General features: G+C 62.7%; 22 protein-coding genes and 1 tRNA gene. 5 read left to right on the top strand and 18 right to left on the bottom strand.

Annotation, left to right across the window (positions count from 1 at the left end):
- Positions 1–9: 9 nt before the first annotated feature.
- From PZH32_RS03625 to PZH32_RS03595, 7 genes are all read right to left on the bottom strand, one after another.
- Positions 10–990, bottom strand: coding sequence for a type II secretion system F family protein (locus PZH32_RS03625; protein ID WP_275206274.1), 981 nt, complete (start codon positions 988–990; stop codon positions 10–12).
- Positions 954–2,285, bottom strand: coding sequence for a CpaF family protein (locus PZH32_RS03620; protein ID WP_275206273.1), 1,332 nt, complete (start codon positions 2,283–2,285; stop codon positions 954–956). The genes PZH32_RS03625 and PZH32_RS03620 overlap by 37 nt, the downstream gene beginning before the upstream one ends.
- A 12-nt stretch (positions 2,286–2,297) precedes the next feature.
- Complete coding sequence (locus PZH32_RS03615; RefSeq protein WP_275206272.1) at positions 2,298–3,854, bottom strand: AAA family ATPase; 1,557 nt, start codon at positions 3,852–3,854, stop codon at positions 2,298–2,300.
- A complete protein-coding gene (gene cpaB / locus PZH32_RS03610) occupies positions 3,851–4,618 on the bottom strand; it encodes a Flp pilus assembly protein CpaB (RefSeq protein ID WP_275206271.1) in 768 nt (255 codons plus the stop codon). Before cpaB ends, PZH32_RS03615 begins: the two co-directional genes overlap by 4 nt.
- A gap of 189 nt (positions 4,619–4,807) precedes the next feature.
- Positions 4,808–4,882, bottom strand: a tRNA-Val gene (locus tag PZH32_RS03605).
- 73 nt (positions 4,883–4,955) lie between these two features.
- Positions 4,956–6,869, bottom strand: a complete 1,914-nt coding sequence (gene recQ / locus PZH32_RS03600; RefSeq protein ID WP_275206270.1) for a DNA helicase RecQ — start codon at positions 6,867–6,869, stop codon at positions 4,956–4,958.
- A 183-nt stretch (positions 6,870–7,052) separates the two neighbouring features.
- Positions 7,053–8,132, bottom strand: a complete 1,080-nt coding sequence (locus PZH32_RS03595) for a DMT family transporter (protein ID WP_275206269.1) — start codon at positions 8,130–8,132, stop codon at positions 7,053–7,055.
- A 207-nt stretch (positions 8,133–8,339) separates the two neighbouring features.
- Between PZH32_RS03595 and PZH32_RS03590 the strand changes: the two genes are divergently transcribed.
- Complete coding sequence (locus tag PZH32_RS03590) at positions 8,340–9,263, top strand: LysR family transcriptional regulator (RefSeq protein ID WP_275206268.1); 924 nt, start codon at positions 8,340–8,342, stop codon at positions 9,261–9,263.
- Here PZH32_RS03590 and PZH32_RS03585 read toward each other — a convergent pair.
- Genes PZH32_RS03585 through PZH32_RS03575 form a run of 3 tightly spaced genes read right to left on the bottom strand, consistent with a single transcriptional unit; the run spans position 9,226 to position 11,214 of the window.
- Positions 9,226–9,933 carry an ABC-2 transporter permease gene (locus PZH32_RS03585; protein ID WP_275206267.1) on the bottom strand — a complete coding sequence of 236 codons (708 nt, stop codon included), beginning with the start codon at positions 9,931–9,933 and terminating at the stop codon, positions 9,226–9,228. The two genes, PZH32_RS03590 and PZH32_RS03585, sit on opposite strands and share 38 nt — an antisense overlap.
- Positions 9,930–10,814, bottom strand: a complete 885-nt coding sequence (locus PZH32_RS03580; protein WP_275206266.1) for an ABC transporter ATP-binding protein — start codon at positions 10,812–10,814, stop codon at positions 9,930–9,932. The genes PZH32_RS03585 and PZH32_RS03580 overlap by 4 nt, the downstream gene beginning before the upstream one ends.
- A 4-nt stretch (positions 10,815–10,818) precedes the next feature.
- Positions 10,819–11,214 carry a GntR family transcriptional regulator gene (locus PZH32_RS03575; protein WP_275206265.1) on the bottom strand — a complete coding sequence of 132 codons (396 nt, stop codon included), beginning with the start codon at positions 11,212–11,214 and terminating at the stop codon, positions 10,819–10,821.
- A 224-nt stretch (positions 11,215–11,438) separates the two neighbouring features.
- Between PZH32_RS03575 and PZH32_RS03570 the strand changes: the two genes are divergently transcribed.
- A complete protein-coding gene (locus PZH32_RS03570; RefSeq protein WP_275206264.1) occupies positions 11,439–11,885 on the top strand; it encodes a MarR family winged helix-turn-helix transcriptional regulator in 447 nt (148 codons plus the stop codon).
- 111 nt (positions 11,886–11,996) lie between these two features.
- Positions 11,997–13,364, top strand: a complete 1,368-nt coding sequence (locus tag PZH32_RS03565; protein ID WP_275206263.1) for an MATE family efflux transporter — start codon at positions 11,997–11,999, stop codon at positions 13,362–13,364.
- A 138-nt stretch (positions 13,365–13,502) separates the two neighbouring features.
- On the opposite strand, the gene PZH32_RS03560 is transcribed toward PZH32_RS03565, so the two are convergent.
- From PZH32_RS03560 to PZH32_RS03540, 5 genes are all read right to left on the bottom strand, one after another.
- On the bottom strand, positions 13,503–16,571 hold the full coding sequence (locus PZH32_RS03560) for an ABC transporter permease (RefSeq protein WP_275206262.1): 3,069 nt from the start codon (positions 16,569–16,571) through the stop codon (positions 13,503–13,505).
- Positions 16,568–17,251, bottom strand: a complete 684-nt coding sequence (locus PZH32_RS03555) for an ABC transporter ATP-binding protein (RefSeq protein ID WP_275206261.1) — start codon at positions 17,249–17,251, stop codon at positions 16,568–16,570. Before PZH32_RS03555 ends, PZH32_RS03560 begins: the two co-directional genes overlap by 4 nt.
- 138 nt (positions 17,252–17,389) lie before the next feature.
- Complete coding sequence (locus PZH32_RS03550) at positions 17,390–18,412, bottom strand: sensor histidine kinase (RefSeq protein WP_275206260.1); 1,023 nt, start codon at positions 18,410–18,412, stop codon at positions 17,390–17,392.
- 95 nt (positions 18,413–18,507) lie between these two features.
- Positions 18,508–19,179 (bottom strand): response regulator transcription factor, encoded by a 672-nt coding sequence (locus PZH32_RS03545; RefSeq protein WP_275206259.1) that lies wholly within the window; start codon positions 19,177–19,179, stop codon positions 18,508–18,510.
- A 110-nt stretch (positions 19,180–19,289) separates the two neighbouring features.
- Positions 19,290–20,720, bottom strand: a complete 1,431-nt coding sequence (locus tag PZH32_RS03540; protein WP_275206258.1) for a bifunctional phosphopantothenoylcysteine decarboxylase/phosphopantothenate synthase — start codon at positions 20,718–20,720, stop codon at positions 19,290–19,292.
- A 200-nt stretch (positions 20,721–20,920) separates the two neighbouring features.
- Between PZH32_RS03540 and PZH32_RS03535 the strand changes: the two genes are divergently transcribed.
- Positions 20,921–21,841, top strand: a complete 921-nt coding sequence (locus PZH32_RS03535) for a 3-phosphoglycerate dehydrogenase (RefSeq protein ID WP_275206257.1) — start codon at positions 20,921–20,923, stop codon at positions 21,839–21,841.
- Positions 21,842–22,027: 186 nt separating this feature from the next.
- Here PZH32_RS03535 and PZH32_RS03530 read toward each other — a convergent pair whose 3' ends face one another.
- Positions 22,028–22,651 carry a TetR/AcrR family transcriptional regulator gene (locus PZH32_RS03530; protein ID WP_275206256.1) on the bottom strand — a complete coding sequence of 208 codons (624 nt, stop codon included), beginning with the start codon at positions 22,649–22,651 and terminating at the stop codon, positions 22,028–22,030.
- A gap of 247 nt (positions 22,652–22,898) precedes the next feature.
- On the opposite strand from PZH32_RS03530, the gene PZH32_RS03525 reads away from it, so the two are divergent.
- Positions 22,899–23,351 (top strand): IS1096 element passenger TnpR family protein, encoded by a 453-nt coding sequence (locus PZH32_RS03525; protein ID WP_275206255.1) that lies wholly within the window; start codon positions 22,899–22,901, stop codon positions 23,349–23,351.
- On the opposite strand, the gene PZH32_RS03520 is transcribed toward PZH32_RS03525, so the two are convergent.
- Positions 23,303–24,148: a hypothetical protein gene (locus PZH32_RS03520; protein ID WP_275206254.1), complete on the bottom strand. Its 846-nt coding sequence runs from the start codon at positions 24,146–24,148 to the stop codon at positions 23,303–23,305. The genes PZH32_RS03525 and PZH32_RS03520 overlap by 49 nt on opposite strands.
- A gap of 9 nt (positions 24,149–24,157) precedes the next feature.
- Positions 24,158–24,850, bottom strand: coding sequence for a SanA/YdcF family protein (locus tag PZH32_RS03515; RefSeq protein ID WP_275206253.1), 693 nt, complete (start codon positions 24,848–24,850; stop codon positions 24,158–24,160).
- Positions 24,851–25,032: the final 182 nt, after the last annotated feature.

Below are 25,032 nucleotides of genomic sequence, written 5' to 3'. Positions count from 1 at the left end.
CATCGCCCATCACCCGGCTCCCACGTCGAGCATGCGGTGCACCATCACCACGCCGCCCGTTTGCATGGCCAGCGCCACCGCAAGCAGCACCATGCCCGACAAGCTTGCGAAGAACGGATCCAAGAAACCCGGGCTCATAAACGAGAAGAGGGCAATCAGCACGAAAGGCATGACCGTGACAATGCGCGCCGAGAGCTTCGCCTGGGCGGTCTGCACTTTTAACGACCGGGCAAGCTCTATCTCGCCCTCCACCGACTCGCGGGCCGCATCTAGAACGGGCGCCAAGCTGCCACCCGCCTGATGCTGAACGTCCAGGGCAACAGCCACAAACGCAAGCTCGGGCGCGTCGCTCCGATGTTTGAACAGCGCAAGAGCCTCCGACGCTGTTCCTCCTGTTTCCAGAGTACGTGCCGCCGCCAAAAAGAGCTCGCCCAAGGGACCCTTCATCTCCGTACCGGTCTGCCGCAAGGTTTGCATCAGGGAAAGCCCCGCCTTGAAGCACACGCCAATCGAACGCAAGGCGTCGGGAACCTCGTCACGCAAAGCCGACGCCCTCTTCTCCGCCTGAGTCTTGGCCGCGCTGCACCCCATCACAATGGCGCCCCCGGCGACAGCGGCCCCGAAGACCGGGGATTGCGTCACTACCCAGCCTCCCAAAACGCAACCGATCACAGCGAATATCATCAGGGTCACCAGCGCTACTTGCGTGGTGAGATAGCCATGCAGCTGCAAAGAGGTTTGAACCCATCCCGCATAACGACGGACTCCCTTGATTTGCAGCAGCGCCTCGGCGGCCGGCCGCAGCGGGGCTATGCCGTTGCGAACATGCCAACGAAACGTCGATGGCGACGCCGCCGACGACCCCACACTTAAAAGCACCGAGGCCCGGGCGCGGCGCAAGTGGCGAGCGTACCAATCGCGACCGATCAAATAGCCGGCAACCGCTGAGAACATTACGCCGCCAAGGGCAGCGATAATTGTCGAACCCATTGCCGCACCTCCCCCTCATCGGCCACGCCGCATTCGCTCAGGCCATCGATCCACGGCGGAACGCTCGTCCATTGGCCCTGGTCATCGCCCACACGACGCTGATAATGAGTTTCCAGCACACAGCGCCGCGCTTTAGCGTCGAAGGTCATCGAGGCAATTTCTGCCACGCACCGCGCCCCTCCCGGCAAGCGCGTTGTCTGCACAATCAGGTCAAACGCATTTCCGATCTGCGCTTCAATGGCATCAAGCGGAAGGTCGACCGCAAAGCGCACCATGGTAATCAGGCGATCGATGGCCTCCGAGGGCGAATTGGCGTGCAGAGTTGTCAGCGAGCCGTCGTGACCTGTGTTCATGGCCTGCAGCATGTCAATGGCCTCATCAGAGCGACACTCTCCTACGATGATGCGATCCGGACGCATGCGCAGCGCGTTGATCACCAACTCGCGAATGGTCACCTCTCCCTCGCCTTCGGCATTGCGCCCGCGGGCTTCAAGACGAACCACGTGGGGATGCTCGTCGAATTTCAGCTCCGCCGCATCTTCGATGGTAATGATGCGCTCGCCAGGGGAGATATAGCAGGACAGCGCATTGAGCAGCGTGGTCTTGCCACTGCCCGTGCCGCCGGCCACCGCCAAGCTTTTGCGAGCCTGCACCGCCCAGATCAGGAACTGCTGCACCGTCTCATCGAAGGACCCCCTCTGACGCAGCTCGTCAAGCGTCAGAATGCGGCGGCGAAACGACCGGATGGTCAAATGGGGACCGTCGATGGCCAAAGGCGGAATAACCGCATGCACGCGATGCCCCTGCGGCAAGCGCGCACTGGCCAGCGGCGACGACTCATCGATGCGACGCCCCAAAGGACCGAGAATCCGGTCAATGAGGGCACGAACCTGCTCGTCGCTCTCAAACACAACGGGTACCGCTTGCAGGCAGCCGCCGCGCTCGATGAAGACGCTCCTTGACCCGTTCACCATGATCTCGGTAATGGACTCATCGGCGATGAGCCCCTCAAGAGGACCAAAGCCGAATACCGTGTCGATGAGGTTCTCCACGAGGGCACGGAATGTCTCATCGTCCTGGCTGCTCCAGGGCTCTCTTGTCCGAAGTCGGCGGCAGGCGGATCGCAGCTCGTTGCGCGCCCGCTCGGGACTCTCTCCCACAATCACCGCGAGGCGATCAAGGGGGACAAGCTCTGCGACCGCTTGCCGCAGGGCCTCGAGGCCCGCTTCTTCGCGACGCGCCTCCTCCAGGCGCCTTCCCCCTTCGACCGCTTCGACCCGTTCCAAAAACGTCATGACGACCTTCCTCTATTGCCCGTGGACGGAGACCATGGGCATCGGCTGTAAGGAAGGAGCCGGCTTGGCTCCGCGCGATTTCCTGGCTCCCCGACGGCGACTACCCCGAGACGACCTTCCGGCGCGCCCCCAGCCCGATCTCCCCCGTTGCCCGTGCCCTTCCAGAGCGCGGGTGACGGGGAGCGACAGCTCATCGATCAGACAATCTACGCTGGAGCAAAGCGCGTCGGCTTCTTCCACGTACTCCTCCAGCTGCCCCGCGCTCAACATCTCCTCCACCTCCCCTCCGCCCTCGCAAAGCTCAATTACTCGAGCGCCATTCAGGGCCTCCGAGACGTCGGCCGGAGTAAACAGCGCTTGTTTGCCGCAGCGGTTCAGCGCAATCAGGAAGGAGCTGGTAGCGATCCCACAGCGGAGGCAGAGGTCAAGAGCCCTTCGACAGGCACGTATCGAAGAGGCGCGCTGGTCCACCAAAAGCAAGGTCGTCATACTTGCTTCCAGCAGATATGCATGGACTTCTCCCCATGAACCAGCGGTATTGGCCACAATCAAGTCGAAACGCTCAGCAAGAGCGCCCATAAGCTCGTTGATGCGCGGGATCAAAGCCTCCGCCTGCTCCAAGCGCGAGGGCGCTGTCACCAAAACTGACGATTGGCCATCTAGCGTGTCGAGCACCCCAGGATTGTCCAAAAGCGCCTCAACCGCCACAAGGGAAAACGAAGGCACCAGATAGGCAAGATCGCCAAATTGGAAATCGGCGTCCACCAACGCCGTCCGCAGTCCCCGACGGCGAGCCGATGCGGCGACCAGCGCCGCTACCGTACTTTTGCCCGTGCCGCCACTGCCGCTGAGGATTGAAAGCACGTAGCCTTTTCGCCCATCCTGTGCTGGCAGAGCGGCATCCCCATCAAGAGCAAGCGGCGTTTTTTCCTGGGCACTCCCAGGCTCCCAAGGCGCTTCCTCCTGACGCGGAGCCAGAGCCAACATCTCCTTCCCTTGGATTGGCACTACCTCAGGGAGCGTCTCTTCACAGATCTGTCCCTCCTCGACCGAAGGCATGTCGACGGCACCGGGTTCCGGCAAGGACACCGTAGATGCCTGCTCTTCATCGGGCGCTTCCTCTTCGGAAGAAGAGCGCTCTTCGCTCTCGCCGTTCTCGGCCACGGGCAAAGGACGCGACACTGCGGGACACGAGGCGGCTGCTTCGACGGAAAACGTCTCACAGCGCCACACAAGCTCCTCAAGAGAAAGGACTCGATCGATGCCAGCCAGTTGCGCGTGGGCACAACTGGTATCGGTGGGGGAACTTTCCACAAGACACACAAGGCGATCCGGTGTATCGGATTTCAAGGCAGCCGCCAGATTGATGCCCTCCACCTCACTGCTGGAGAGCACCCAGACTTCTTGGTACAACGGATTGTCCTGCAGTTCTTGTCGCACCAGCTGCGCGTCAGAGCATAACGTCAACCACGAGAAGGAGCGCAGGTCATCTAAGGAGAGCGCGAAGGAGGCGATGAGCTGAAGATCCTCCGGGGAAGCGCAGAGCATAATACGGGGTTCAAGGGTCATGAGGGGTTCTCCTGTTCTGAAGCAGCGGAATTTAAAGCCGGACGCTGGGTAACGCTTGTGGGCTCGAAGCCTTTGTCATCCTTGGACGATTCAGAGGATTCGGCTCCGGCGTCGGACGAAGAGGGCGGAGCGGAGGCAGCCGGCAGCACAAAGTAAAGGGAGAGATTCTGAGCAGCCGCCACTACCTCTTGCACCCGTTCGGGGGCCACGGCAAGTGTGATCCAGGCAGCACTGGACGAGGAGGTGTCGTCACTGCTAGCACTGGTGGCAAGTACCAGTGCCCCTTGCACCAACTGACTAGTGGAAGAGGCGCCCGTAGCGTACACATCCACGGTCATGCCCGGCTCCACCGACCCGCCTACCGCCTGCACCGCTTGGGCCGGCACGCTAATGGCGGCTTTGCCCGCAGGCACGCTGAGGGCTTCGTTGCTGGATTCCGTGCGCCGCGCGCACAGCACTTCGCCTTTGTAGACGCTCGAGCCCAGTCGCTGGCCCACGATGCGCTGCGGATCCGTAATGGCGCCTTCGGGAAGAAGATCGGCCACCCAAAGCTTGGTGGTCACAGCGCTTTCGTCCACTACCTCTCCGGGAGCAAGATCGCGCTTGGCTACGCATACTTCTATTTGCTCCCCGCCGTAGCGCGCCAACGCCTCGGCTCGCGCTTCTTCTACTTGGCCCTGCACCCCGAAAAGATAGAGCGCCACGCAGAGCGCGCAACAGAGCGCGCAGGCGCCACCGATAACCAGTGATTTGTTTGCCTTCATTGCATCCCACCTTTCAAAGCCAGGTGACAAGGTGCACGCCGACCATCGGAAAGGCTTCTCTTCAGCACCGCACTTGAGTCGCATTTTCGTCGCAGAAAAGCGACCGATAGACCATCGGAGAGAAGGGTGAAAGCTGCCCAGGCAAAAGAAAAGGCCATCGCTGAAACCAGCGATGGCCTTTGAGATTCATGGTGGTCGAGGAGGGATTTGAACCCCCGACCTTGTGCTTGTAAGGCACCTGCGCTCCCGCTGCGCCACTCGACCAAGAAGACGCGATTACTCGCGCGAGGTGGTATTGTGCCACAAAACCCCAGGAAGAGCAAGGGGGCCCACAACTTCACCCCGAGTCGTGCTCGAAGGTGCGAATAGCCTTCAAAAACGGCTCGCCATAACGCGAGAGCTTCATAAGGCCCACGCCGGATACTTCGAGAAACTCCTCGTCGGTAGCGGGACGACGTGCGCACATGTCGCGCAAAGTGGCATCGGAGAACACCACATAGGGAGGCTTCCCTTGCTTGTCGGCCAATTCTTTACGCAAGGCACGCAGCACTTGGAAAAGACCCTCATCGCCTGCAGCCGAAGCGCCCTCGGACGTTCCCGATCCAAAGACACGGGACGGCGCCCTTTGACCTTGCCGGGCTTCCCGACTTGAAGCCGTACGTTCTATCTGCTTCATTGACAGGACGAAGTCATCCTGGGCGGCCTCGCGACAGCGGGGACCCAGGCCGACAGTTGGGAACTTTCCCTCGGTGATGACCAGGTACTCTTGGGATGCCAAGAGCTCGATGACCTCGCGCAGCAGCCCCGGTGACACCGCAGCCCCCGCGCCAACGGCGCCACCTTCCCCCAGCTCGCCAAAGCAGCGTGAGCGCGTAAGACCAAAGCTTTCCACGCGGTCGCTGGCAACACCACGCAGCACGTCAACGACAACGCCCTTGCCGAAGCGGCCTCGCAAGTTGTGCACGCAGCGCATGATAGCCCGAGCCTCGCGGGTGACGTCCACCGCTTTGAAATCGCCCCGGCAATTTGCGCAATTGCCGCAATCGGCCGGAGAGCTTTCGCCGAAATAGCGCAAGATGTAGGAGCGCAGACAATCGGTGGTGTAGCCATAGCCCACCATGGCCTCGAGCATGCGACGGCGAGCGGCGCGCACGCGCTCGGCCTCTTCGGGAGTGAGCTCCTCATTGGTAGATTCCTGCTCGATGAAGAAGCGGCCCGTGGCAATGTCGCCGTCACTCCAGAACAGCAGGCATTGAGCCGGCTCGCCATCGCGTCCGGCGCGCCCGGCTTCCTGATAATAAGCCTCTAATGAGGCCGGCATGTTGTGATGGAGCACGTAGCGCACGTTGGACTTGTCGATGCCCATGCCGAAAGCGTTCGTGGCCACCATAACTAGTGCGTCATCGTCGATAAAGGCCTTCTGGTTGGCCGTGCGCTCAGTGGTGGACAGACCAGCATGATAGCGGGTAGCCCGCACGCCGGCGGCCAAAAGCGCTTCGTGGACCTTTTCCACGTCCTTGCGCGTCGAACAGTACACAATGCCGGCATCTTGGGGATGGGCCAAAGCATGGGCGGCAATGCGCGCCAGCTTGCGCTTGGGAGCCAAGCGTTCGACGCCGTAGCTGAGGTTGGGGCGATCGAACCCGGTGACCAGCTGAAACGGATCCTGCAAATCCAAGAGGCGCACAATATCGCGACGGACGTTCTCGGTGGCGGTAGCCGTCAGCGCCACCACCACCGGCCGTTTGGGCAACGCCGCGATGAACTGGCCGATAGCCAGATAGGAAGGGCGGAAGTCTTGGCCCCATTGGGACACGCAATGGGCTTCGTCCACGGCCACAATGGGCGGCGCCGCCTGTTGCGCGAACGCCACGAACCGCGGGTCGGCCAAACGCTCGGGAGCCACATACATAAGATCGTAGGCCCCTTGCAGGGCACGGCTCATAACCGTAGCTTGCTGTCCGGGCGTCAACGACGAATTGAGGTAGGCACCGCGCACACCCGCGTCAAGCAGCGAGCGCACCTGGTCGCCCATAAGAGACACCAGGGGGCTCACCACTAGCGTCAGCCCCGGAACCGCTACACCGGGCACCTGATAGCACAGCGACTTTCCCGCGCCCGTGGGCATCACGCCCAGCACGTCACGCCCCTGAAGCACCGCCTCGATCAGTATTTCCTGACCAGGCCGAAAGGAGTCGAACCCAAAGTGCCTTGAAAGCGCCTCGCGCGCTTGATCCATGGTAGCCAGCACCCGTTCCTCCTCTCTTCGCGCCTGGTTGCATCCTCTGGCGAAGGGCAGTCTATCACGATCGCCGAGGAAGGAGGGGCGGCGTTGGCGCCCTGCGATTCAGATGCAAGCCCGATGCGACTCGACCGCGAAGCGACAACGGCTCAAGGGCGAATCACAGCGCCTTAAGGACGAATCGCAGCGTCTTTAGGCGGCCATGCGCCGCTTGCGACGGAACATGCGAGAACGAGTGCGGAAACGGGGTTCGGGCAGCGCGCCTCCCCCAGAGGCGCTTGCAGACACCGCCGCGGGCCTCGACGCCGACAGGGGCTCGGCCGGCACAGACTGCGCGGAAGCGAACACCTCCGCCGACGAAGCCGCAGCCACCCTCGGCTGTGCAGGCGCGGCCTCACGACCGTCCGCATAGGTGGCTGCCACCACCGTGGCCACGATAACGGCAGCGCCCATCAGACCAGTCATCGTAAGCGTCTCGCCCAAGAACCAGTTGGCGAACAGCGCCGTGAACACCGGCTCACCCGTGAGCAGCAGCGACACCGTCGTGGACGACAACCGCTCGAGAGCCAAGCTCTGCAGGTAAAACGCCAGGCACGTAGAAAGCAGAGCCAGAAACGCGATGATGCCCCAGGCCGTCGGCTGCACCGCCGCCACGCTCAGCGACGGCTCCAGCACCAGGGCGCAGACCAGGCACAACCCGAACGACACCACAATTTGCGTACCGGCCACACTGGCCGCGTCTAGCTGGGCCAGGGCCTGCTTCCCGAACACCAGCGCCCCTGCCAGCGCCACTGAAGAGCCCAGAGCCAAAAGTTCCCCCGCGCCTACCTGAAGGCTTCCGCCCTGGCTGCACAGCAGGTACAAGCCACCGGCCACGCCCACTTGGAACGGAATCAGGCTCCGCGGGTAGCGCGTGCGCTCGGCCACTGTGGAGAGCAGGGGCGCAAACACCACCGGCAACGCCACAAGAAAGCCGACATTGGTGGCCGTGGTCAAATCGAGGGCCACATTACAAAACAAGTAAGAGAGCGCCATGCACAGCGCCTGGGGCAGCCATAGACTCACGCGCGCACGGCGCAGCTGCTTCACGATGCGACGGCCAAAGAAAGCAAAGAACACAACGGAGGCCAGGCCAAAGCGCAGGGTCATGCACCAAAGAGGGGTGACGGACTCGTACGCGAACTTCGTCACGGCACTGCCCGAACCGAAAATGATCACTTCGATAAGCACGAAGGCCACAAACGGCCACCGAGCCTGCTTCCAACGCTCCATTGCTCACTCCTCTCGCCCTTCGCAGCCAACCAGTGGCACCCTGCTCACAGCGCACGTAGCTAAGCCCCTTTAAGGGACGTGTTTTCTCTGATAAAGGAACGAGGGATATACTAAAGCGTCATCGATTTAAAGTAAAATGAGACTTCTTGTAAAACTTTTAAAGATATTCTTTCATTTATGCACTCGCACGACTGAAGGAGGCCTTCAGTGGCCAATCAAAGATACGACGCTTTTCTGGCTGTTGCGCGCGCGGGAAGCTTCAAGGCCGCGGCCGAGGAATTGGGCTATACCCAGGCAGGTATCAGCTATTTGATCAACGCCCTGGAGAAGGAGCTGGGACTCACTCTTTTCGACCGCGAATACGGCGGCGTCCACCTGACCGCCGATGGCCGGGAAGTACTCTCGCTTGTGCAGGCGATCAACGCCGACGAGCACGCTTTGGCCACGCGTGTCCACGAGTTGGCCAATCGGGAATGGGGCCTCGTGCGCGTGGGATCGTTCACCAGTGCGGCCATCGAGTGGTTTCCCGGCATTGCCTCGGCTTTTCTAGAGCAGTACCCCAACATCGACCTCAAGCTTCTGTGCATTGACGATGAAGCGGAGCTTACGGCAGCCACACGCAGCGGGCGGGCTGACTGCGCGTTCTCCGTGGCCCCGGAGCAACAGGCCCTTGACGCCATTCAGCTGCACACGGACCCCTTGCTGGTGGTGCTGCCTCCCGACCACCCTTTGGCCCACGCCAAGGTGTTCCCCACTGAGGCGCTGGCCCGCGAGCCCTATATCCAGCTGCAGGGCAATGCCCGTCCTTCTGAAATGGAGGCGCTTTTTGAGGCCAACGGCGTGGAGCCCAACGTGCGCTTCACCGTGGACAGCGATTATGCCGTCATGGCTATGGTCAGTGCCGGCCTGGGCTTTTCGGTGCTTCCCAGCCTCATCCTGCGCCGTCCACTGTTTCCTTTGGCCGTACTTCCCGCCGAACAGGAGTGCGCCCGCACCATTTCTCTGGCGGTGCGCTCCTGGGATACCGCCTCGGCTGCCACGCGCGCTTTCGTCGAAGTTACCGAGCGCTGGGTAGCCGAGCACTACGCGCCGGCTAGAACTCCCGCTGCTCGTACAGCCTCGCGGCAATGAACGCGCTTGCCCCATAGAGCACGGCCGCCACAAGCAGCGCACCGCCCACCAGCAGCGCGCCGTGCCACACGTCGCCCGTCACCCAGGCGCCCCATTCGGCCAGCACCCCGCTCGACAGCGGCGTGTCGAGGGCCGCGATGCCGAGCACCATGGCGAGCACTACCACAAGGGGTACGAACCGCGTGGCCTTCGTCATGCCGAACCGCGCCATGAGCGGCAACGCCACTGCGGCGCCCACAAGGAAAACCGTCAAGGTAAGCACCACGCTGCACACCAGAGCCTCGGGCGGGTTCTGCGCGCTGGAGAGCCCCGCCAGCAAACCCCCCTCGTTACCCACAGCATCGGCCACGGCGGTCACCAGCAGCCCCACGAGCAAGCCGCCGACGGCGGCAGCCACGGCCACCACAGCCGTGCTGCCATAGCGCCCAAACACCACTTGGCGACGGGTCAGCGGCAGCGTGAGGCGAAAGCGCTCCCATCCGTTCTGCTCGTCGAGCGCTCCTACTGAAAACAAGTACATGAACGGCGCCATGGCCCCTACGGCCGCAGCTGCCCCAACCGCCGTGTCCATGGCCCACGCCATGACAATGCCCGCCGCTGCCAAAATGCCGGCCATCTGCACCAGGGCGCTCTTCATGGCGCAGAAATCGGAAACCATCATTGTCTTCATCGGTGCTCCCCTCTCAGGCGCAGGGCCATATAGTCCTCAATAGTGGCACGCTCCACGGCGATGTGCGGGAAGGTGCGCGCGAAGGCGAAGCGGTCGGGCACCAGCAGATCGGCATGGTAGCCGTGCTGGGTGAAGAAGGTCTCGCCAGCGCCGAAGTAGCCACTCTCCAGCACCGTTTCCAGTTCGGCGGCCCGGCAGCGGGCCACGCCGGCCGTATCGGCAATGGCATCCTTTGGCAGATCGAACACGAGCGTGCCCTCATCGATGCACACCACCTCGTCGGCGATTTTTTCCAAGTCCGAGGTGATGTGGGTGCTCATGAGGATGCCATGGCGGCCGTCCTCCATGAACGCGCGCAGCAGGTCGAGCACCTCCTCGCGAGCCATGGGATCAAGCCCCGCCGTGGCCTCGTCGAGCACGAGCAATTCCGGATCGTGAGCCAGAGCGAAGGCCAAGGTCAGCTTCATGCCCATGCCGCGCGAAAGTTCGCTTACCTTCTTCTTGGGGGCCAAGTCGAACCGCTGGCACAGTTCCTCGTACACGTCCGCATTCCAGCCGGAATAGGCGGCGCGCCCGATGGTGCCGACGGCCTTTACCGTACATGTTCCCGGGAAGGCGCAGGTATCGAGCACCACGCCAATGCGCGCCTTGAGCCTGTCGAGGGCCGACGAGTTCGCGGTCACGCGCTCCCCGAACAGTTCCACCGCGCCGCCGTCAGGCTCAACGATGCCGAGCAGCGCCTTCAGCGTTGTGGTCTTGCCGGCGCCGTTAGCGCCCACAAACCCCACGACGGCCCCGGGCTCCACAGCCAAGTTCAGCGCGTGTAAAGAGAAGTCGTCGTAGCACTTCTCTAAGTTATCTATCTTTACCAGGTATTCCATGGCGTTATTCCTCCAGCAGCACGTCCAGCATCTGGCGCAACTCGGCGCCTTCCACCCCCGCATCCCGCGCCGCTTCCACGGCCCGACCGAGCAGGTCCTCCACCTGGCGCAAGCGCTCCTCGCGCAGAAGCTCCAGGTTGCCGCCGGCCACGAAGGTGCCCTTGCCCTGCACCGTCTCGATAAATCCGGCCGCTTCCAGCTCCTGGTAAGCGCGCTTGGTGGTAATGACGCTGATGCGCAGGTCGTTGGCGAGCGCCCGAATGGAGGGCAGAGCTTCCCCTGCCGTAAGCTCGCCGGTCATGATGGCGGCTTTTACCTGAGAGGCAATCTGCTCGTAGATGGGACTGCTGCTTCCGTTTGCTATGACAATGTCCAAAAGATCCTCTTTCGCGGGAGCCACCTCTGAGGCCCCCTCTTCCGAACCGCGCCAGCTTCGCGCTGTCCTTTCGCCAACCAAGGGCGTCCCCTTCGGATGGCTTTAGTGTATATACCCTATATATACAGTATATACACACCTATACACACTCGTCAACTAGCGCTTTGAAGAACTTTTGAACTTCTTGAATTGGTACGATTTCGGACTATACTATCAGTCCGAAATCGTACCAATCCTTGAGGAAGCCTATGTCGCACATCGAATCCGCCCCTACCCCTATCCAGGCAGTTCACGCCTTCACCGACCTGTATCACGCTGAAAACGAGCTCTATCATGCCGCCGCCCGACGCACGGGCATTGCGGACAGCGTGCTGCTCGTGCTCTACGATCTCACGGAAGAGGACGGCCTCACGCAGAAGCAGCTGTGCCTGGGCAACGGCCTGTCCAAGCAGACCGTGAACTCGGCCGTCAAGCGCATGGCCGAAGAAGGGTATCTGCGCATTGAGAATTGCGGACGCACCTCGCGCCTGTGGCTCACCGACTACGGCCGCGCCTTCGCCGCCGAGCATGTGGAGCCCATTCGCCAAGCCGAGCAGGAGGCCATGGCGGTCATGACCGCCGAGGAGCGCGCCGAGCTTATCCGCCTCTACCGCACCTACGTGGACGCCTTCGGAGCCGCTATCAAACAGCTCTAAGGTTTCCGCCCGAGCATCTTCGGGCTCCTGGACGGCCTGAAGCTGCTCCTGTCCAGGGGCGCTGGCCGAAGCACCCCTTTCTTCCTTATTGTCGCTTAAACAGAGGTTGTTATGTCTGTCGATATGTCGAAGCACTTTTCCACGAGTGCGCTTATCAAATTTACGCTGCCCACCATGGCCATGATGATCTTCACGTCGTGCTACACCATCGTGGACGGCTTCTTCGTGTCCAATTACGCCGGCAAAACGGCCCTGGCCGCCGTGAACCTTATCTTCCCCGCCGTGATGATCTTGGCCTCCGTGGGCATGATGATCGGTACGGGCGGCAGCGCCCTGGTGGCCAAAACCTTAGGCGAAGGAAACCGCCCCCGGGCGCGGCGTTACTTCACGCTGCTCGTCATCTTCGCCTTCGTTATCGGCTCGGTGCTTGCCATTGGCGGCTGGTTCTTCATGGAGCCGGCGGCCACCATGCTGGGCGCCACGGGGCAAATGCACGCCGACGCGTCGCTTTACGGCCGCATGATGATGATCTCGCTGCCCTTCTTCATCTTGCAGTACGCCTTCCAGAGCTTCTTTGTGACAGCGGGCAAACCCAAGCTGGGCTTCCTTGTGATTGTCATTGCCGGCGTTACCAATATTGTGCTGGACTTCCTGTTCGTGGGCGCCTTCGGCTGGGGACTGCCCGGCGCGGCCCTGGCCACCAACATCGGCGAGTTTCTGGGCGGCCTTATTCCCGTGCTGTACTTCATGCGCAAACGCGATACGCCCCTGTACTTCGCCCGACCGCACCTGCGCTGGCGTGTCATCGGGAAGGCTTGCCTGAACGGTTCGTCGGAGATGGTCACCAACATTGCCATGAGCCTGGTATCGGTGCTCTACAACTGGCAGCTTCTGCGCTACATCGGCGAGGACGGCGTGGCGGCCTATGGCGTGATCATGTACACGGCCATGGTGTTCTCGTCCATTTTCATGGGCTACGCCATTGGGTCCTCTCCCCTGCTCAGCTTCCAGTTCGGAGCGCGCAATCGCACCGAGATGCGCTCGCTTTTGTGGAAGAGCCTGGGACTTATCGCCGCAGCCAGCGTGTTCATGTTTCTAGCCGGGCAGGAACTGGCCGGGCCTCTCTCGGCCATCTTCGTGAGCTACGATCCTGCGCTTTTGGAGCTGACCACTCGGGCCTATCGCCTGTATGCCCTGTGCTTCCTGCTGATGGGCTTCGCCATCTACGCCTCGGCGTTCTTCACCGCGCTCAACAACGGCGTGGTGTCGGCCATCATCTCGTTTCTACGCACCCTGGTGTTTCAGGTGGCCGCCGTCATCATTTTGCCGAAACTCTTTGGCATCGACGGTATCTGGCTGTCGGTCACCGTCGGCGACGCCCTGGCCGTAGCCGTAGCGGCGGCGTTCATGATTGCCCTGTCCGGCCGCTACGGCTATCGGAAGTACCCCAAGGGGATGGAACGGAGCTCAGCCAAGTAAGAGTCCAGAGGAGACGCCGGGTGTTCCGACCGAGCGAGTTCCGCAGCGACGAGAACAGCCCAGTGGGCTGTTCTCCAAAGCGAGGACTGTCTGAGCGAATCGGAATACCCGGCGGCTCCGACCCCGGGGGGCTCCCAACTAGACGCTGTCGGCCCGCAGCGCTTCCACGACGTTGTCGGCCTTGCAGCGGTGCATGCCGTAGGCCACCGAGATGGCCATGGCAGCCGCGGTCATGACAAGCGCCAACCCCACGTAGGTCCAAGGCAGCTGGAAGGGCAGCCCGCTCATGGATTGGGTCACCGCCGAGTACAGCAGCCACGATACCGCGAGCGACACCAAAAGCCCGGGCACCAGGCCCGCCACGCCGAAATTAGCGCACTCGTCCATGATCATGCGGCGGAACTGACGGTTCGAAAGCCCTACCGACTTCATGACAGCGAACTCGCGACGTCGCAGGATAAGGCTGTTCGTCACCGTGTTGAACACGTTCGCCATGGCGATGAGTGCCAGGATGACGGTGAACAACAGGCAGAACACATTCACCACCATGGCCAGCTTCTGCGAAGAGTCCATCTGCTCCACGAAATCGTTGTAGGAGTAGAAGGCCATCTCGTAGGGGCCGTTGTGGAAGAACTCGCCGCCGCGGGCGGCCAGCTCCTCGGCCAGGGCCGCGTGGTCGCCGTCCGCCGAGTCGAAGTAGCCCGTGAAGATGGGAGCCTCACCGCCGAAGCTTTGGGTGTCCGCCAGGGACGCGGGCACAATGAGCATGACCCCCGACCCGGGACCGCCCAGAAGCGCGGGCACCTCGTCGGTGACGGCCGCCACTTCCACGGACACCGTGGCCAACTCCACATCGTCGAGGGTGAGCTGCTCGTCTGTCACGGTTCCTTCGTCGTCATCGATCAGGTAGGGCTGGAATTCGTAATGCGCACCCGTGCCATCCTTCGCGTAGTAGGCAATCCCCACGTCCGCTGGGCGGTCCTTGTAGGACGCGGCCGCCAGCACCTCCACGGTGCCGGGCTCGCGCAGAATGTCGAGCAGCTGGTACACGTCGCCGTTGTTGCCGTAGCCCTGGGCCAAGGCGATGGCGCGGGGGCGTTCCCTGTCACGGAAGTCGGCCGGATTCAGGCCGAGGCCTTGGGCGTAAGCGTCAAAGGCATCATTGTCCAGGTAGAGAATGGTTCCTACCGTGCCAAAGCGCCCGTCGGCCATCTCGCCGCCGTCGATGCCGCCCTCGACACGGAAGGCCTCGCCCACCATAGATTCGGGGAGGGCCATAGCCGCATCGCTACGCAGCAGCCAGCCGATTCCCTGGGCGCCCTTGCTTTCAGCCAGATAATCGTAGGTCTTCGCGAACTCGGCCGCCTCGGCGGCAAAGCGCTCGTTCAGATCCGCCAGCACCGATGCGGCCGAATGAGACGACCGACCGTCTGATCTGTCTCCTTTTTCACTAACCGAGTCCGCCAATGCGCCCGCGCCTCCATCTTCCGAATCAGACGACTGGCCGTCTCCCTCTGAATGAGACAAGTCAGACGGTTGGCTGTCTCGGTCGGTTGAGAACTCGGCGGTCACCGATACCTCGGCGGGCGCTTCGCCGCCGGATGCTACGCCCACGAGCGAGCCGAGGAACACGTTGAGGGACCCGGCCGTCATGAGCAGCACGATGGCCAGGGCCAGCGACACTGAGGCTGCCCGCCCCTTGGCCGTGCCGCGCTTGCGGTTGATGCGCGCGAGTTTTCCGCCCACGCCGAACAGGCGGTCCACCACACCGCCGGTCTTCCACAGCGTGCCGGTGCGCGCTGCCTTCGCCGCGGCTTTGGCTCCCTTCTTGGATACCCGCTGGGCTCCGGCGTTGCGTAGGGCGTCGATGACATTCACGCGGCTGGCGCGCTTGGCGGGAATCCACACGGACACAAGCACCGTGACCAGGGTGAGCGCCGCCGCTGCCACCAAGGCCGTTCCGTTGGGCGCCACGTAGAATTCCACCGCCGCATTCCCCGCCAAGTTGGAAATGGCCGGCCCCAACAGCGCGAAGGTGATCGCGCAACCGGCCAGGCCCACCACAAGCCCCAGGGGGATACCGATAAGCGCCACCACACAGCCCTCGAGCACCACGGCCCGACGAAGTTGCCGACGCGACGCGCCCACCGAGGACAAGAGTCCGAACTGGCTGATACGCTCGGCTACCGAGATGTTGAATGCGTTGAAGATAAGCGACACGCAGGCCCCGGCGATGACCATGGCCAGCACCGTCACGATACCGAAGAAGGTGCTCCAGATGGAGGAATCGCTGGTCACGCCCATGTAGCGCAGCATAGCTGAATGCAGCACGATGTGATCGTTCGGAAAGAGCTCCTCGGCGCAGGCCTGCACCTGATTGGCGTTCTCCATACCCGCCATTGTGAGGAACACCTCGCCGAAACCGTCAGTCTCCGGCTCGTCCACGGTCACACCGGCGGTGCCCACGCCGGTAGACAACGTGTAGCCCAGACGGTTGTAAAAGCCGACCACCGTATAGGTGCGCTCGCGCTTGTTCACCAGCTGCTCGTTGAAAATGCCACCGTCCTGGGTCGCCTCCAGGTAGCCAATGGTCGAATTGAGCCGCGTGCCGTCGACGATCTCAACGGTAGTGGGATCCACGTTGTAGGCCGAACCGTAGGCGGCCTCCATAGAGCCGTTGGATTCCGAACCCTTCTCCCCGGGCGCGAGCACCGCCTCGCGGTCGCCCACCGAAAGCGTGAGGGTGTCGCCCAACGACACGCCACCGTAGTCCTTCCACGTGGCGAACAGCATGATCTCGCCCGAGTTCTCGGGCATACGGCCCTCGCTCGGGCGGATGGCGGCAATGTCCTCCACATTGTCCGACATCGACAGAATGGGCATGTAGATGCCAAGCTTCTCCTGTTGGACTTCGGTAAGCTCGGCAAAACCCGCATCTTCGAGCGTGGCCACGCCGGTGACGCGCGGATCGTCCTTGGCCCGGGCGATGTCGCCCTCGGACGCGGCCATATCGTCCACTTCCGCATAGGCCATCCACGTGCCCGCGTTGGCCGCCTCGGAGCGATACAAGTAGTCGGTAAAAGAGAAGTACGTAGTGAGCACCGCCGTCAGCAGCGCTGCAGCCAAAGCTACGCCAGCGATGGTGACCGCCGTGCGCACGCGATTCGCTTTAAGCGAGTGCAGCGTGAAGTTCGTCATAGCGTTCATCGGCGGATCCTCTCGTCGCGCACGATGCGGCCGTCCTCCACGGCGATGATACGGTCAGCGGCCAGGGCGATTTCCTCATCGTGGGTGATGACGATCATGGTCTGGCCGAACTCGCGGTTGGAATCGCGCAGAAGCTGCATGATCTCGGCGGAGTTGCGGGTGTCCAGGTTGCCCGTGGGCTCGTCGGCCAGCACCACCGCCGGCGCGTTCATAAGCGCGCGTCCAATAGCCACGCGCTGCTGCTGACCGCCGGAAAGCTGGCTGGGCAGGCGTCCCTCACGGCCGCGCAAGCCCAGCTTGTCGAGCAGACCGGCAAGCCTGTCGTGGTTCACCGCGCGCCCATCCAGGGCCACGGGCAGCGTCATGTTCTCCACCACGTTGAGCACCGGTACCAGGTTGTAGAACTGGTACACGAGCCCCACCTCACGGCGGCGGAATACCGCCAGCTCCTCATCGGAGCGCGCGTACACGTCGGACCCGTTCACCAACACATGGCCGGCCGTGGGGCGGTCCACCCCGCCGATGAGGTGCAGCAGCGTCGACTTCCCCGAGCCCGAGGAGCCCACAATGGCCACGAACTCGCCCTCCTGCACGCTGAAGGAAACGTCGTCGAGCGCGCGAGTGGCCGCCTCGCCCTCTCCGTAGATTTTCGTCAAATGGCTGACGGTCAGAATATCCATGCCCCAAGCCTTTCTCCCAATACGTCCAATCTACGGATCAAGTATGCGGATGCGAAATGTCCCGCCTCTAACGCGCTCATTACGATAGCGTAATGCAGAGAGCGGCGAGACGAAAACCCGGGAGGGAGACGACTCCTTTTACACCACCAGCTTGGGGAAGGCTATCTCGAAGCGCGCGCCTCCTTCGGCGTTATTGGCAGCGCGCAGCGTGCCGCCCTGGGCGGACACCAGGGCCTGGGCCAGCGACAGCCCGATGCCGAAGCCAGCCGGCTGGCGCACGTCTTCATCCACAGAGGGCGCCCCCTCGCTCTGGCCGCCGCGATAGAAGCGGTCGAAGATATGCGGCAGATCGTCCGACGCAATGCCGGGGCCGGTGTCGGCCACCACAATAGTGGTGGCCAGAGCATCCTCGCGAGCCGTTACCGTAACCGTGCCGCCGGCAGGCGTGTGCTCCATGCAGTTCTTCACGATGTTCTCGAGGGCCTCGGCGGTCCAGGGCGCATCACCTTGGAAGGTAGCCCTCTCGTCGAGATCGAGCACGAGCGCCACGTCTCGCAGGTCCATGGCTGTTTCCAGCGGGGCCACGGCACGGTGCGCCACGGTAGCGGCACTGACACAGCGGCGCTCCACATGCATGGCGCCGGCATCTACCTTCGCAATTTTCAGCAAGGTGGTGACCAGCCAGGACACGCGCTCGATCATAGTCTCCAGGCGACGCACGGCACGCTTGCGCTCCAACGGATCGTCAGCGCGCTCCACCACGGGCAGCATGAGTGTGACGGCCGTGAGCGGGGTGCGAATCTGGTGCGACACATCGGCGAGGGAGTCAGCGAGGGCGTTGCGCTCGGCCGCCAACGACTCGCTCGTACGCGCCAGGCGCGCGGTCATCTTCCCCAACTCGTTAGCCAGCACGGCTACGTCCCCTTCGCGGCAATTCGAGAAATCGACGCGGCGCCCCGAGTGCAGCACCTCGTCCACTTCGTCGGCCAAGCGTCGCACCTGGCGATGACGATACAGGGAGATTCCCAGAAAAAATACCAGGGCCAGAGCGCCGGTGCCCAGGACCCAGACTTTCGCTTCCGCGGGAGCGGCCCCTGCAACAAGCGCCACCAGAACCTCCAGCACTGCGCACTGGCGCACAAGCGTCGATGCCGAACCCATGTCAGCCTCCCACCTTCGACAAGCATGAACGCTCCCGCTTGAACGGAGAGCGCTGAATCCCCCTCCTGGGGAACCGGCGAAAACGCACCATGGGGCTACTCGCCCACCTTATAGCCCAGGCCGCGCACCGTCTGGATCAGGCGCGGATCCGAAGAGTCGTCCTCCACCTTCTCGCGCAACCGCTTCACGTACACATTGAGCGCGTTATCGGACACGTACTCGCCCGCCGTATCCCAGATGGCGTCGCGCAGCATCTCGCGAGTGACAAGCTTGCCCTTGTGCTGCAGGAAGTAGAGCAGCAGACGATACTCCAGCGCCGAAAGAAAGACCTCGGCACCTGCCTTCGTGACTGCAGCCGAAGCCACGTCGAGGCGCACGTCGCCGGCCGTCAGCAAGTTGTCGGCAGGGCTGACGCGCCGCAGGGCCCCGCGGATGCGCGACACCAGCTCGCGGGCGCGGAAGGGTTTGGCAATGTAGTCGACCGCCCCCATGTCGAGGCCGGCCACGGTGGAATACTCGTCGTCGGAAGCCGTCAAAAAAATGACCGGCATATCGGGCGCCGTTTCGCGGGCTGCCGCGCAGACGGCAAATCCGTTGCCCTGAGCTAGCGTCACGTCGAGCAGTGCAATGTCGAAGGCCTCTCGTGCCAGAAGCTGGCAGGCACCGTCCTGAGTTGCCACCGAACGCACCTCGAAGCCCTCATCGGCCAGCAGCGCCGAAAGCGCCGCCACAATGGCATGGTCGTCCTCCACTACCAACACGCGCATGATCTCTCCTTTCGCCCTCCCCATCATACTGAATAACAGTGCAGGCAAAAAGAAGCCGATGCGGAGAAATCGCATCGGCTTACGGAACCGTAATTGATTGCGCAAGGACCTTAGGCCTCGATGGGCGCAACGTGCTGGGCCACTACCTCAACGATGCGACGGGCCACGTCGCGCTTGGGCATGAGGGGCAGCAGCACCTCGTCGTTAGCCGTGACGAACCACACTTCATCGTCGTCGGTGCCGAAGGCCACGCCGTCGCCCACCTGGTTGGCCACGATCATGTCGGCGTGCTTCTTCTCCAGCTTCGCGTGGGCGTTCATGAGCACGTCATTGGTTTCGGCGGCGAAGCCCACCACGTACTGGTCCGGTCGCTTGCCCGCAGCCAGGGTGGCCAGAATATCGGGGTTTTCCGTCAGGGGCACGTTGGCTAGGGCCGCGTCATCGCGTCCCTTCTTCAGCTTGCGGTCCGCAGGGTTTGCCGGGCGCAAGTCGGCCACGGCAGCAGCGAAAACAGCGGCATCAGCCTGGGAGAACTCCTTCTCGCAGGCGGCCAGCATGTCGCGGGCGGTTTTCACGGGCACTACCTCCACGCCCGCCGGGGCTCCGAGGGCCACCGGCCCCGACACCAGCACCACGCGCGCGCCTTGGGCAGCCGCGGCCTCGGCGATGGCGTAGCCCATCTTGCCCGAGGAGTAGTTGGAAATGTAGCGCACCGAATCGATGGGCTCCACGGTGGGACCAGCCGTGATAAGCACGGTCTTGCCAGCCAGAGCACCTGCCGTGCTGGGAGCATTGCCCTTGGGATAGCCCACGGGCGCTTGAGCAGCGGCAACGGCAGCGGCGTTCGGCACCACGGCAGGAGAGGCGCCAGCAGATCCAGCAGCGTCAGCGGCCGCAGCCTGCTCCTCCTGGGCCTGGGACAGCTGAGCCATGACCTGGGCGAACGGCAGCTCGCCGTGCTGCTCGCAGGCAAGACGCAGGGCGTCGACGCCCAAAGTGTCCGCCAGCACGGCCAAGGTGTGGCGCACCACTACCGCCGGATCAGCAAGGCGACCGCGCCCCACATCGCCGCAAGCCAAATACCCGGAATCGCCCTCGATAAAACGCACGCCGCGTCCGCGCAGAACGGCCATGTTCTGCTGCGTCGGCGCCGCCTCGTACATGTGCACGTTAGCGGCCGGCGCAATGACCAGCGGCGCGGTACAGGCCAGGGCCGTGGTGCTCAACAGGTCGTCGGCAATACCGCAGGCCACCTTCGCCATCACGTTGGCGGTGCAGGGTGCGATGAGGAAGGTGTCGCACTCTTCGGCCAACGAGATATGGTGAATGGGGTCGGATGGGTCGTCGAACAGCCCCACCGCCACCTTCTCGTGGGAAAGCGCGCGGAACGTCACCGGATCCACGAAATGAGTGGCGTGCTCGGTCATGACCACCTTCACGCGCACGCCTGCCTTCTGCAGCCCGCGCAAAATTTCGCAGGCCTTGTACGCGGCAATGCAACCGGTAATGCCCAGCAGCACGCAGGGACGTTCTTGCGACATAGTTCCTCCTAGCGTTCGTCTTCCGCCCATTATACGCAACTCCGGCACCGTAGCTCGCGACGACCGCGGCGGCGCCTCAGGCAGACAAGCACGAGGGAGGGGCAACCGAATCGTTCCCCATTTTCCCCGCCCCGACGATCTTTCGCTTTAACCAACTAAAGTTAGGGGTATGCTGAAGGCGCTTACTGAAAGGAGCCGCCGTGTACAAGATTCATTGCCTGAACAACATCTCCCCCGTGGGTCTGGCCTGCCTGACCGACCAGTACGAGCTCACCGACAACATCGAGGAGGCGGACGCCATCCTCGTACGCTCGGCCGACATGCACGAGATGGACATCCCCGCCAACCTGAAGGCCGTCGCCCGCGCCGGCGCCGGCGTCAACAATATTCCGCTGGACAAGTTCGCCGAAGCCGGCATTGCCGTGTTCAACACGCCCGGCGCCAACGCCAACGCGGTGAAGGAGCTGGTGCTGGCCGGCCTTTTGCTGGCAAGCCGCGACATCATCGGCGGTGTGGCCTGGGTGCGCGACAACGCCGACGACGAGAACGTAGGCAAGTCGGCCGAAAAGGCGAAGAAACAGTTCGCTGGCGGCGAGATTATGGGCAAGACCCTGGGCGTCATCGGCCTGGGTGCCATCGGCCGCCAAGTGGCCCAAGCCGCCGAGGCTCTGGGCATGAAGGTCATCGGCTATGACCCGGCCTTGGACGGCATCACCGTTCACGAGCAGATCTCCCCCACCGTGGAGTTCACTGACGACCTGGCGCCCCTCTACGCCGCCAGCGACTTCATCACCATCCACGTGCCGGCGCTGCCCACCACGAAGATGATGATCAACGAGGACGCCATCGCTCAGATGAAGGACGGCGTAGTGTTTCTGAACTTCTCCCGCGACACCCTGGTGGACGACGCCGCTATGGCCGCTGCCCTGGATTCCGGCAAGGTGACCGCCTATGTGACCGACTTCGCCAACCCGGCCGTGGTGAAGATGGAGCGCGCCATTGTCATCCCGCACCTGGGTGCCTCGACGGCCGAAGCCGAGGACAACTGCGCGAAGATGGCCGTGGCCGAGGTGATGGACTTCCTGGAGAACGGCAAGAAGACCCACTGCGTGAATATGTAGCACCTGGTGCTGCCGCAAGCGACACGGTGCTTCCTGGGCGACCCTCGGGTCGCCCTTTTTGTGCCCTTTCTGCGCCCTTTTGCGGCGACGCCAGCAATGCACCCCTTTGCGACAACGTCTGCGTCCTCGTAGGAAAGCCAATCCGCTGGGGTTGCCGTCTGGGCTGCCGCCCTGCTCGTTCGCCGTCTAGGCCGCGGGTCCGTTGGCGTGGTGCACGAAGTCAGTGACCTGGGCCACAAACCGCCGCTGGACCTCGTCGGTGGCATCGGGGGCCGCTTCGGCCTCGCCGATATAGTACAGCGTGGCGGTAAGGACCATACCCACCAAAGCGACGGCCTCGAACCTGGGGTCAATCTGGGGACGCACCGTGCCCTCGCGCTGGCCGCGCTCAAGTTGGGTGCGTAAAATGGCCAGCAGGCGCTCTTGGTGCGCATGAATGGCCTCGGTCCACGGGCGCCCCGTACGCCAGAGTTCGGATACGAAGAAGCGTCCGAACGCCGCGTTCTGGAAAATGAAGGCGGCGAAAGACTCGATCATGCCCACCAAGGCCGTCGTAGCCGTAGGAGCCTCGTCGGCAAGCGCCTGAAATGAGGCGCACACCTCGTCGATGCCCTCGACGAGAATGCACTCGGCAATATCGGCCTTGCTGGTGAAATGATAGTAGGCCACGCCCTTGGAAACACCGGCCGCTTCGACAATCTGATCGACCGTAGCCGCAGTATAGCCGCGCTCGGCGATGACGGCCAAGGCAGCCTCCAGCAGCGCGCGACGAGTAGCATCGGCCTTGCTGGTTTTCTTTCTCTGCGCCACAGGGGTGCCCTTCCTTCACGCGGTACGAGGTTGCGACCTGATTATAGCGTGCCTCACCGCGTCGCCGATCTCTGAGAAAATACTCACCAATTTGCCCATATCCTGACCTATTAACTCAGTGTAAATAACCAAAAATGGCCTGTTAGTACCCTCTTTTTTACTATTTTGCCGCCAAAGGGTTTTTCTTTTGAGAACTCTTGCTACAATCGCGCCTATCTACCCTCGATTTAGGCGAAAGGCTCATATCGTGGCAGCGAAGATCATCAAGTTTCCCACCGACCCCCGCCGGGGGACGAACGGGACTCCCCACGACGAGGAGGATGCCCGTTCGTATCTGAACGTCATCGTCGAGCTCGTGGATACGGAGCCATCGCTGTTTCGCAACGCCTCGGTCCGCGCCGACGATTCCCTGGCTGATCTCCACCGTGTCATCACCGAGCTTTTTGGCTGGAACGACGCCCATAACTACTTCTTCAGCCAAGGGTGCTGCCGCTACGAGGACCCGGCCCTCTATCTGAGCCAGGATCAGCTGAGCGCGCGCAGCCGCAAGATCTACCGCGCCGACGACGTGCCCGTCGGCAGCGTCCTGGAACGCGCCGACACGCCGCTGTTCTACGCCTACAACCTGGTCAACTCCTGGGAGCTGAAAATTCACTTGGACGATCGAGCGCTCTTCGATTCCGTTGCCCAAGAAGGGTGAACGGTCAGGGGCACCGAATGACCCGCCCGTCGAAAGGCGCAGAGCCCTGCCATAGAGGGCGTGGCCTGATGTACCACGAAGGCGCGCAGCCGCAGGCCCAGGCGATAGGCCTTTGACTTGATGGCCTCTCCATGGGCGGTGAGCACCGCCTTCATAGCCGTCGGATCCTCCACATAAACATGGCACCAGTAGGCCTGGTTGTGCTCGGACTGGGCCATTTCGGCCGGCGCGCGTACTGCATCGAAGCCGGCCCCCTCGATGCGCTCAAGCACCGCCCAGGCATCGTCGGCGTCTTCAAAGGCAAGGCACACGGCCTTCTTCAAGGTGTCCAAGCGCTGCACGTCCTCTGCCGCCCGAGGCCGGGCCGCTGCAGGGGCGGCCGCCGACGCTGCAGGCTGCTCCCCCCAGTATTCGGGAAAGGCATGGCGCTGGCGCATGTCCCATTTCGCCGGCAGAATGCGCAGCTCGTCGAAGCCCATGCCCTCTTGGCGCAGGGCGAAGGCCAGGAGCTGCTGGCGGGCATCGAACTCGGTGCGCACCACGGGGTCGTCAAGGTAGACGCCGAAGATGATGCGGTCCTTGTGCTTGTCGGGCCCCGTGCGCAGCCGCTCGTCCTTGGCCACGTACATGCCGTTGGTGTGGGCCAGCACCAGATCGGCCGCCGCAGGGTTATCGCGCCACGTGCGCTTCACGGCAACACGGTAGCGCTCCTTGATTTGCTGGATGCGCATCATCTTCGCCGCTTCTGGGCCCAGGGAGCCCAGAAACTGCTTCGAAAGCGCTGAAAGACGTTCCATAGCCTCCTCCTAGGTCAGATCGCCGGATTCGTTCAGCGAGATTGGATCCTCTTCGATGGGCACCGGCACGTGGGCCAGGGCCGCAAAGAAATCCTTGGTGCGGGCGGCTATTTCGCGCATGCTGTATTTGAGCTGATCGTCGTAGGCGCCCTTGTCGGTAGCCACCCCCCAGGCCTCCATGCCCAACTGATCGGCTGCGAAGAGGGCACGGTAAAGATGGTAGGCCTGAGTAGCCACGATGATACGCTGGGCGCCGAAGAGATGCCGCGCCCGGTACAGGGACTCGTAGGTAGTATTCCCTGCATGGTCCACGTAGACGTCCTCGCTCGGAACGCCCAATGAGACGCAGTAGGCTTTCATGGCATCGGATTCGTTGTAGTGGGAGGTGCGGTTGTCGCCGCTGCAAATGATGGCCTTCGCCGCCCCAGCCTTGTACAAGTCGACGGCCACTTCCAGGCGATCCGCCAGAATGTCGCTAGGGGTGCCATCGGGGTATACGCTGGCCCCCAGCACCACCACGGCATCGGCCGGATTGCCGGCCAACTCGTCAGCCGCCGTGGCCACCGTGCGCACCTGGCCCCGCGTGGTAGCCACCGTGGCAAGGTTGGCCAGCGCCACCACGGCCACCGCGGCCAGCACCATCAGAAGCAAGGTGATCAGGATGCGCTTCACCGCCCGATGCTTTTTCGCCGGCGCCGCCATACCACCTCCTTGCTCCTGGAAACCGAGCGTTCACTATAGCAAAAACAACCCTGGAAGCTGGCCCCCGAAACCAGCTTCCAAATGAAGTTCACGGGGCGTCCTTCTCTCCCCCCACGCCGCGGCCGCCACGACATTGGCAAAATGCACTTCATCGCCATTCAGAGAAGAAAACCCCTTGCGAA

It is taken from the genome of Adlercreutzia equolifaciens (genome assembly GCF_029076695.1).
Lineage (GTDB): Bacteria > Actinomycetota > Coriobacteriia > Coriobacteriales > Eggerthellaceae > Adlercreutzia > Adlercreutzia equolifaciens_A.
Note: the sequence above shows the minus strand (reverse complement) of the source record. Positions and strands in the feature narration are given on the sequence as shown.

What these genes read in the sequence shown, in the direction of transcription:
- PZH32_RS03545 (WP_275206259.1), bottom strand. Translation starts at nt 19,179, where the DNA reads ATGCGCGTGTTGGTAGTGGAGGACGACCATGCCATTGTGGCGGCGCTT.
- PZH32_RS03540 (WP_275206258.1), bottom strand. Translation starts at nt 20,720, where the DNA reads ATGTCGCAAGAACGTCCCTGCGTGCTGCTGGGCATTACCGGTTGCATT.
- PZH32_RS03585 (WP_275206267.1), bottom strand. Translation starts at nt 9,933, where the DNA reads ATGAAGACAATGATGGTTTCCGATTTCTGCGCCATGAAGAGCGCCCTG.
- PZH32_RS03555 (WP_275206261.1), bottom strand. Translation starts at nt 17,251, where the DNA reads ATGGATATTCTGACCGTCAGCCATTTGACGAAAATCTACGGAGAGGGC.
- PZH32_RS03625 (WP_275206274.1), bottom strand. Translation starts at nt 990, where the DNA reads ATGGGTTCGACAATTATCGCTGCCCTTGGCGGCGTAATGTTCTCAGCG.
- PZH32_RS03515 (WP_275206253.1), bottom strand. Translation starts at nt 24,850, where the DNA reads ATGGCGGCGCCGGCGAAAAAGCATCGGGCGGTGAAGCGCATCCTGATC.
- PZH32_RS03560 (WP_275206262.1), bottom strand. Translation starts at nt 16,571, where the DNA reads ATGAACGCTATGACGAACTTCACGCTGCACTCGCTTAAAGCGAATCGC.
- PZH32_RS03595 (WP_275206269.1), bottom strand. Translation starts at nt 8,132, where the DNA reads ATGGAGCGTTGGAAGCAGGCTCGGTGGCCGTTTGTGGCCTTCGTGCTT.
- cpaB (WP_275206271.1), bottom strand. Translation starts at nt 4,618, where the DNA reads ATGAAGGCAAACAAATCACTGGTTATCGGTGGCGCCTGCGCGCTCTGT.
- PZH32_RS03570 (WP_275206264.1), top strand. Translation starts at nt 11,439, where the DNA reads ATGTCGCACATCGAATCCGCCCCTACCCCTATCCAGGCAGTTCACGCC.
- PZH32_RS03580 (WP_275206266.1), bottom strand. Translation starts at nt 10,814, where the DNA reads ATGGAATACCTGGTAAAGATAGATAACTTAGAGAAGTGCTACGACGAC.
- PZH32_RS03620 (WP_275206273.1), bottom strand. Translation starts at nt 2,285, where the DNA reads ATGACGTTTTTGGAACGGGTCGAAGCGGTCGAAGGGGGAAGGCGCCTG.
- PZH32_RS03520 (WP_275206254.1), bottom strand. Translation starts at nt 24,148, where the DNA reads ATGGAACGTCTTTCAGCGCTTTCGAAGCAGTTTCTGGGCTCCCTGGGC.
- PZH32_RS03565 (WP_275206263.1), top strand. Translation starts at nt 11,997, where the DNA reads ATGTCTGTCGATATGTCGAAGCACTTTTCCACGAGTGCGCTTATCAAA.
- PZH32_RS03615 (WP_275206272.1), bottom strand. Translation starts at nt 3,854, where the DNA reads ATGACCCTTGAACCCCGTATTATGCTCTGCGCTTCCCCGGAGGATCTT.
- PZH32_RS03550 (WP_275206260.1), bottom strand. Translation starts at nt 18,412, where the DNA reads ATGGGTTCGGCATCGACGCTTGTGCGCCAGTGCGCAGTGCTGGAGGTT.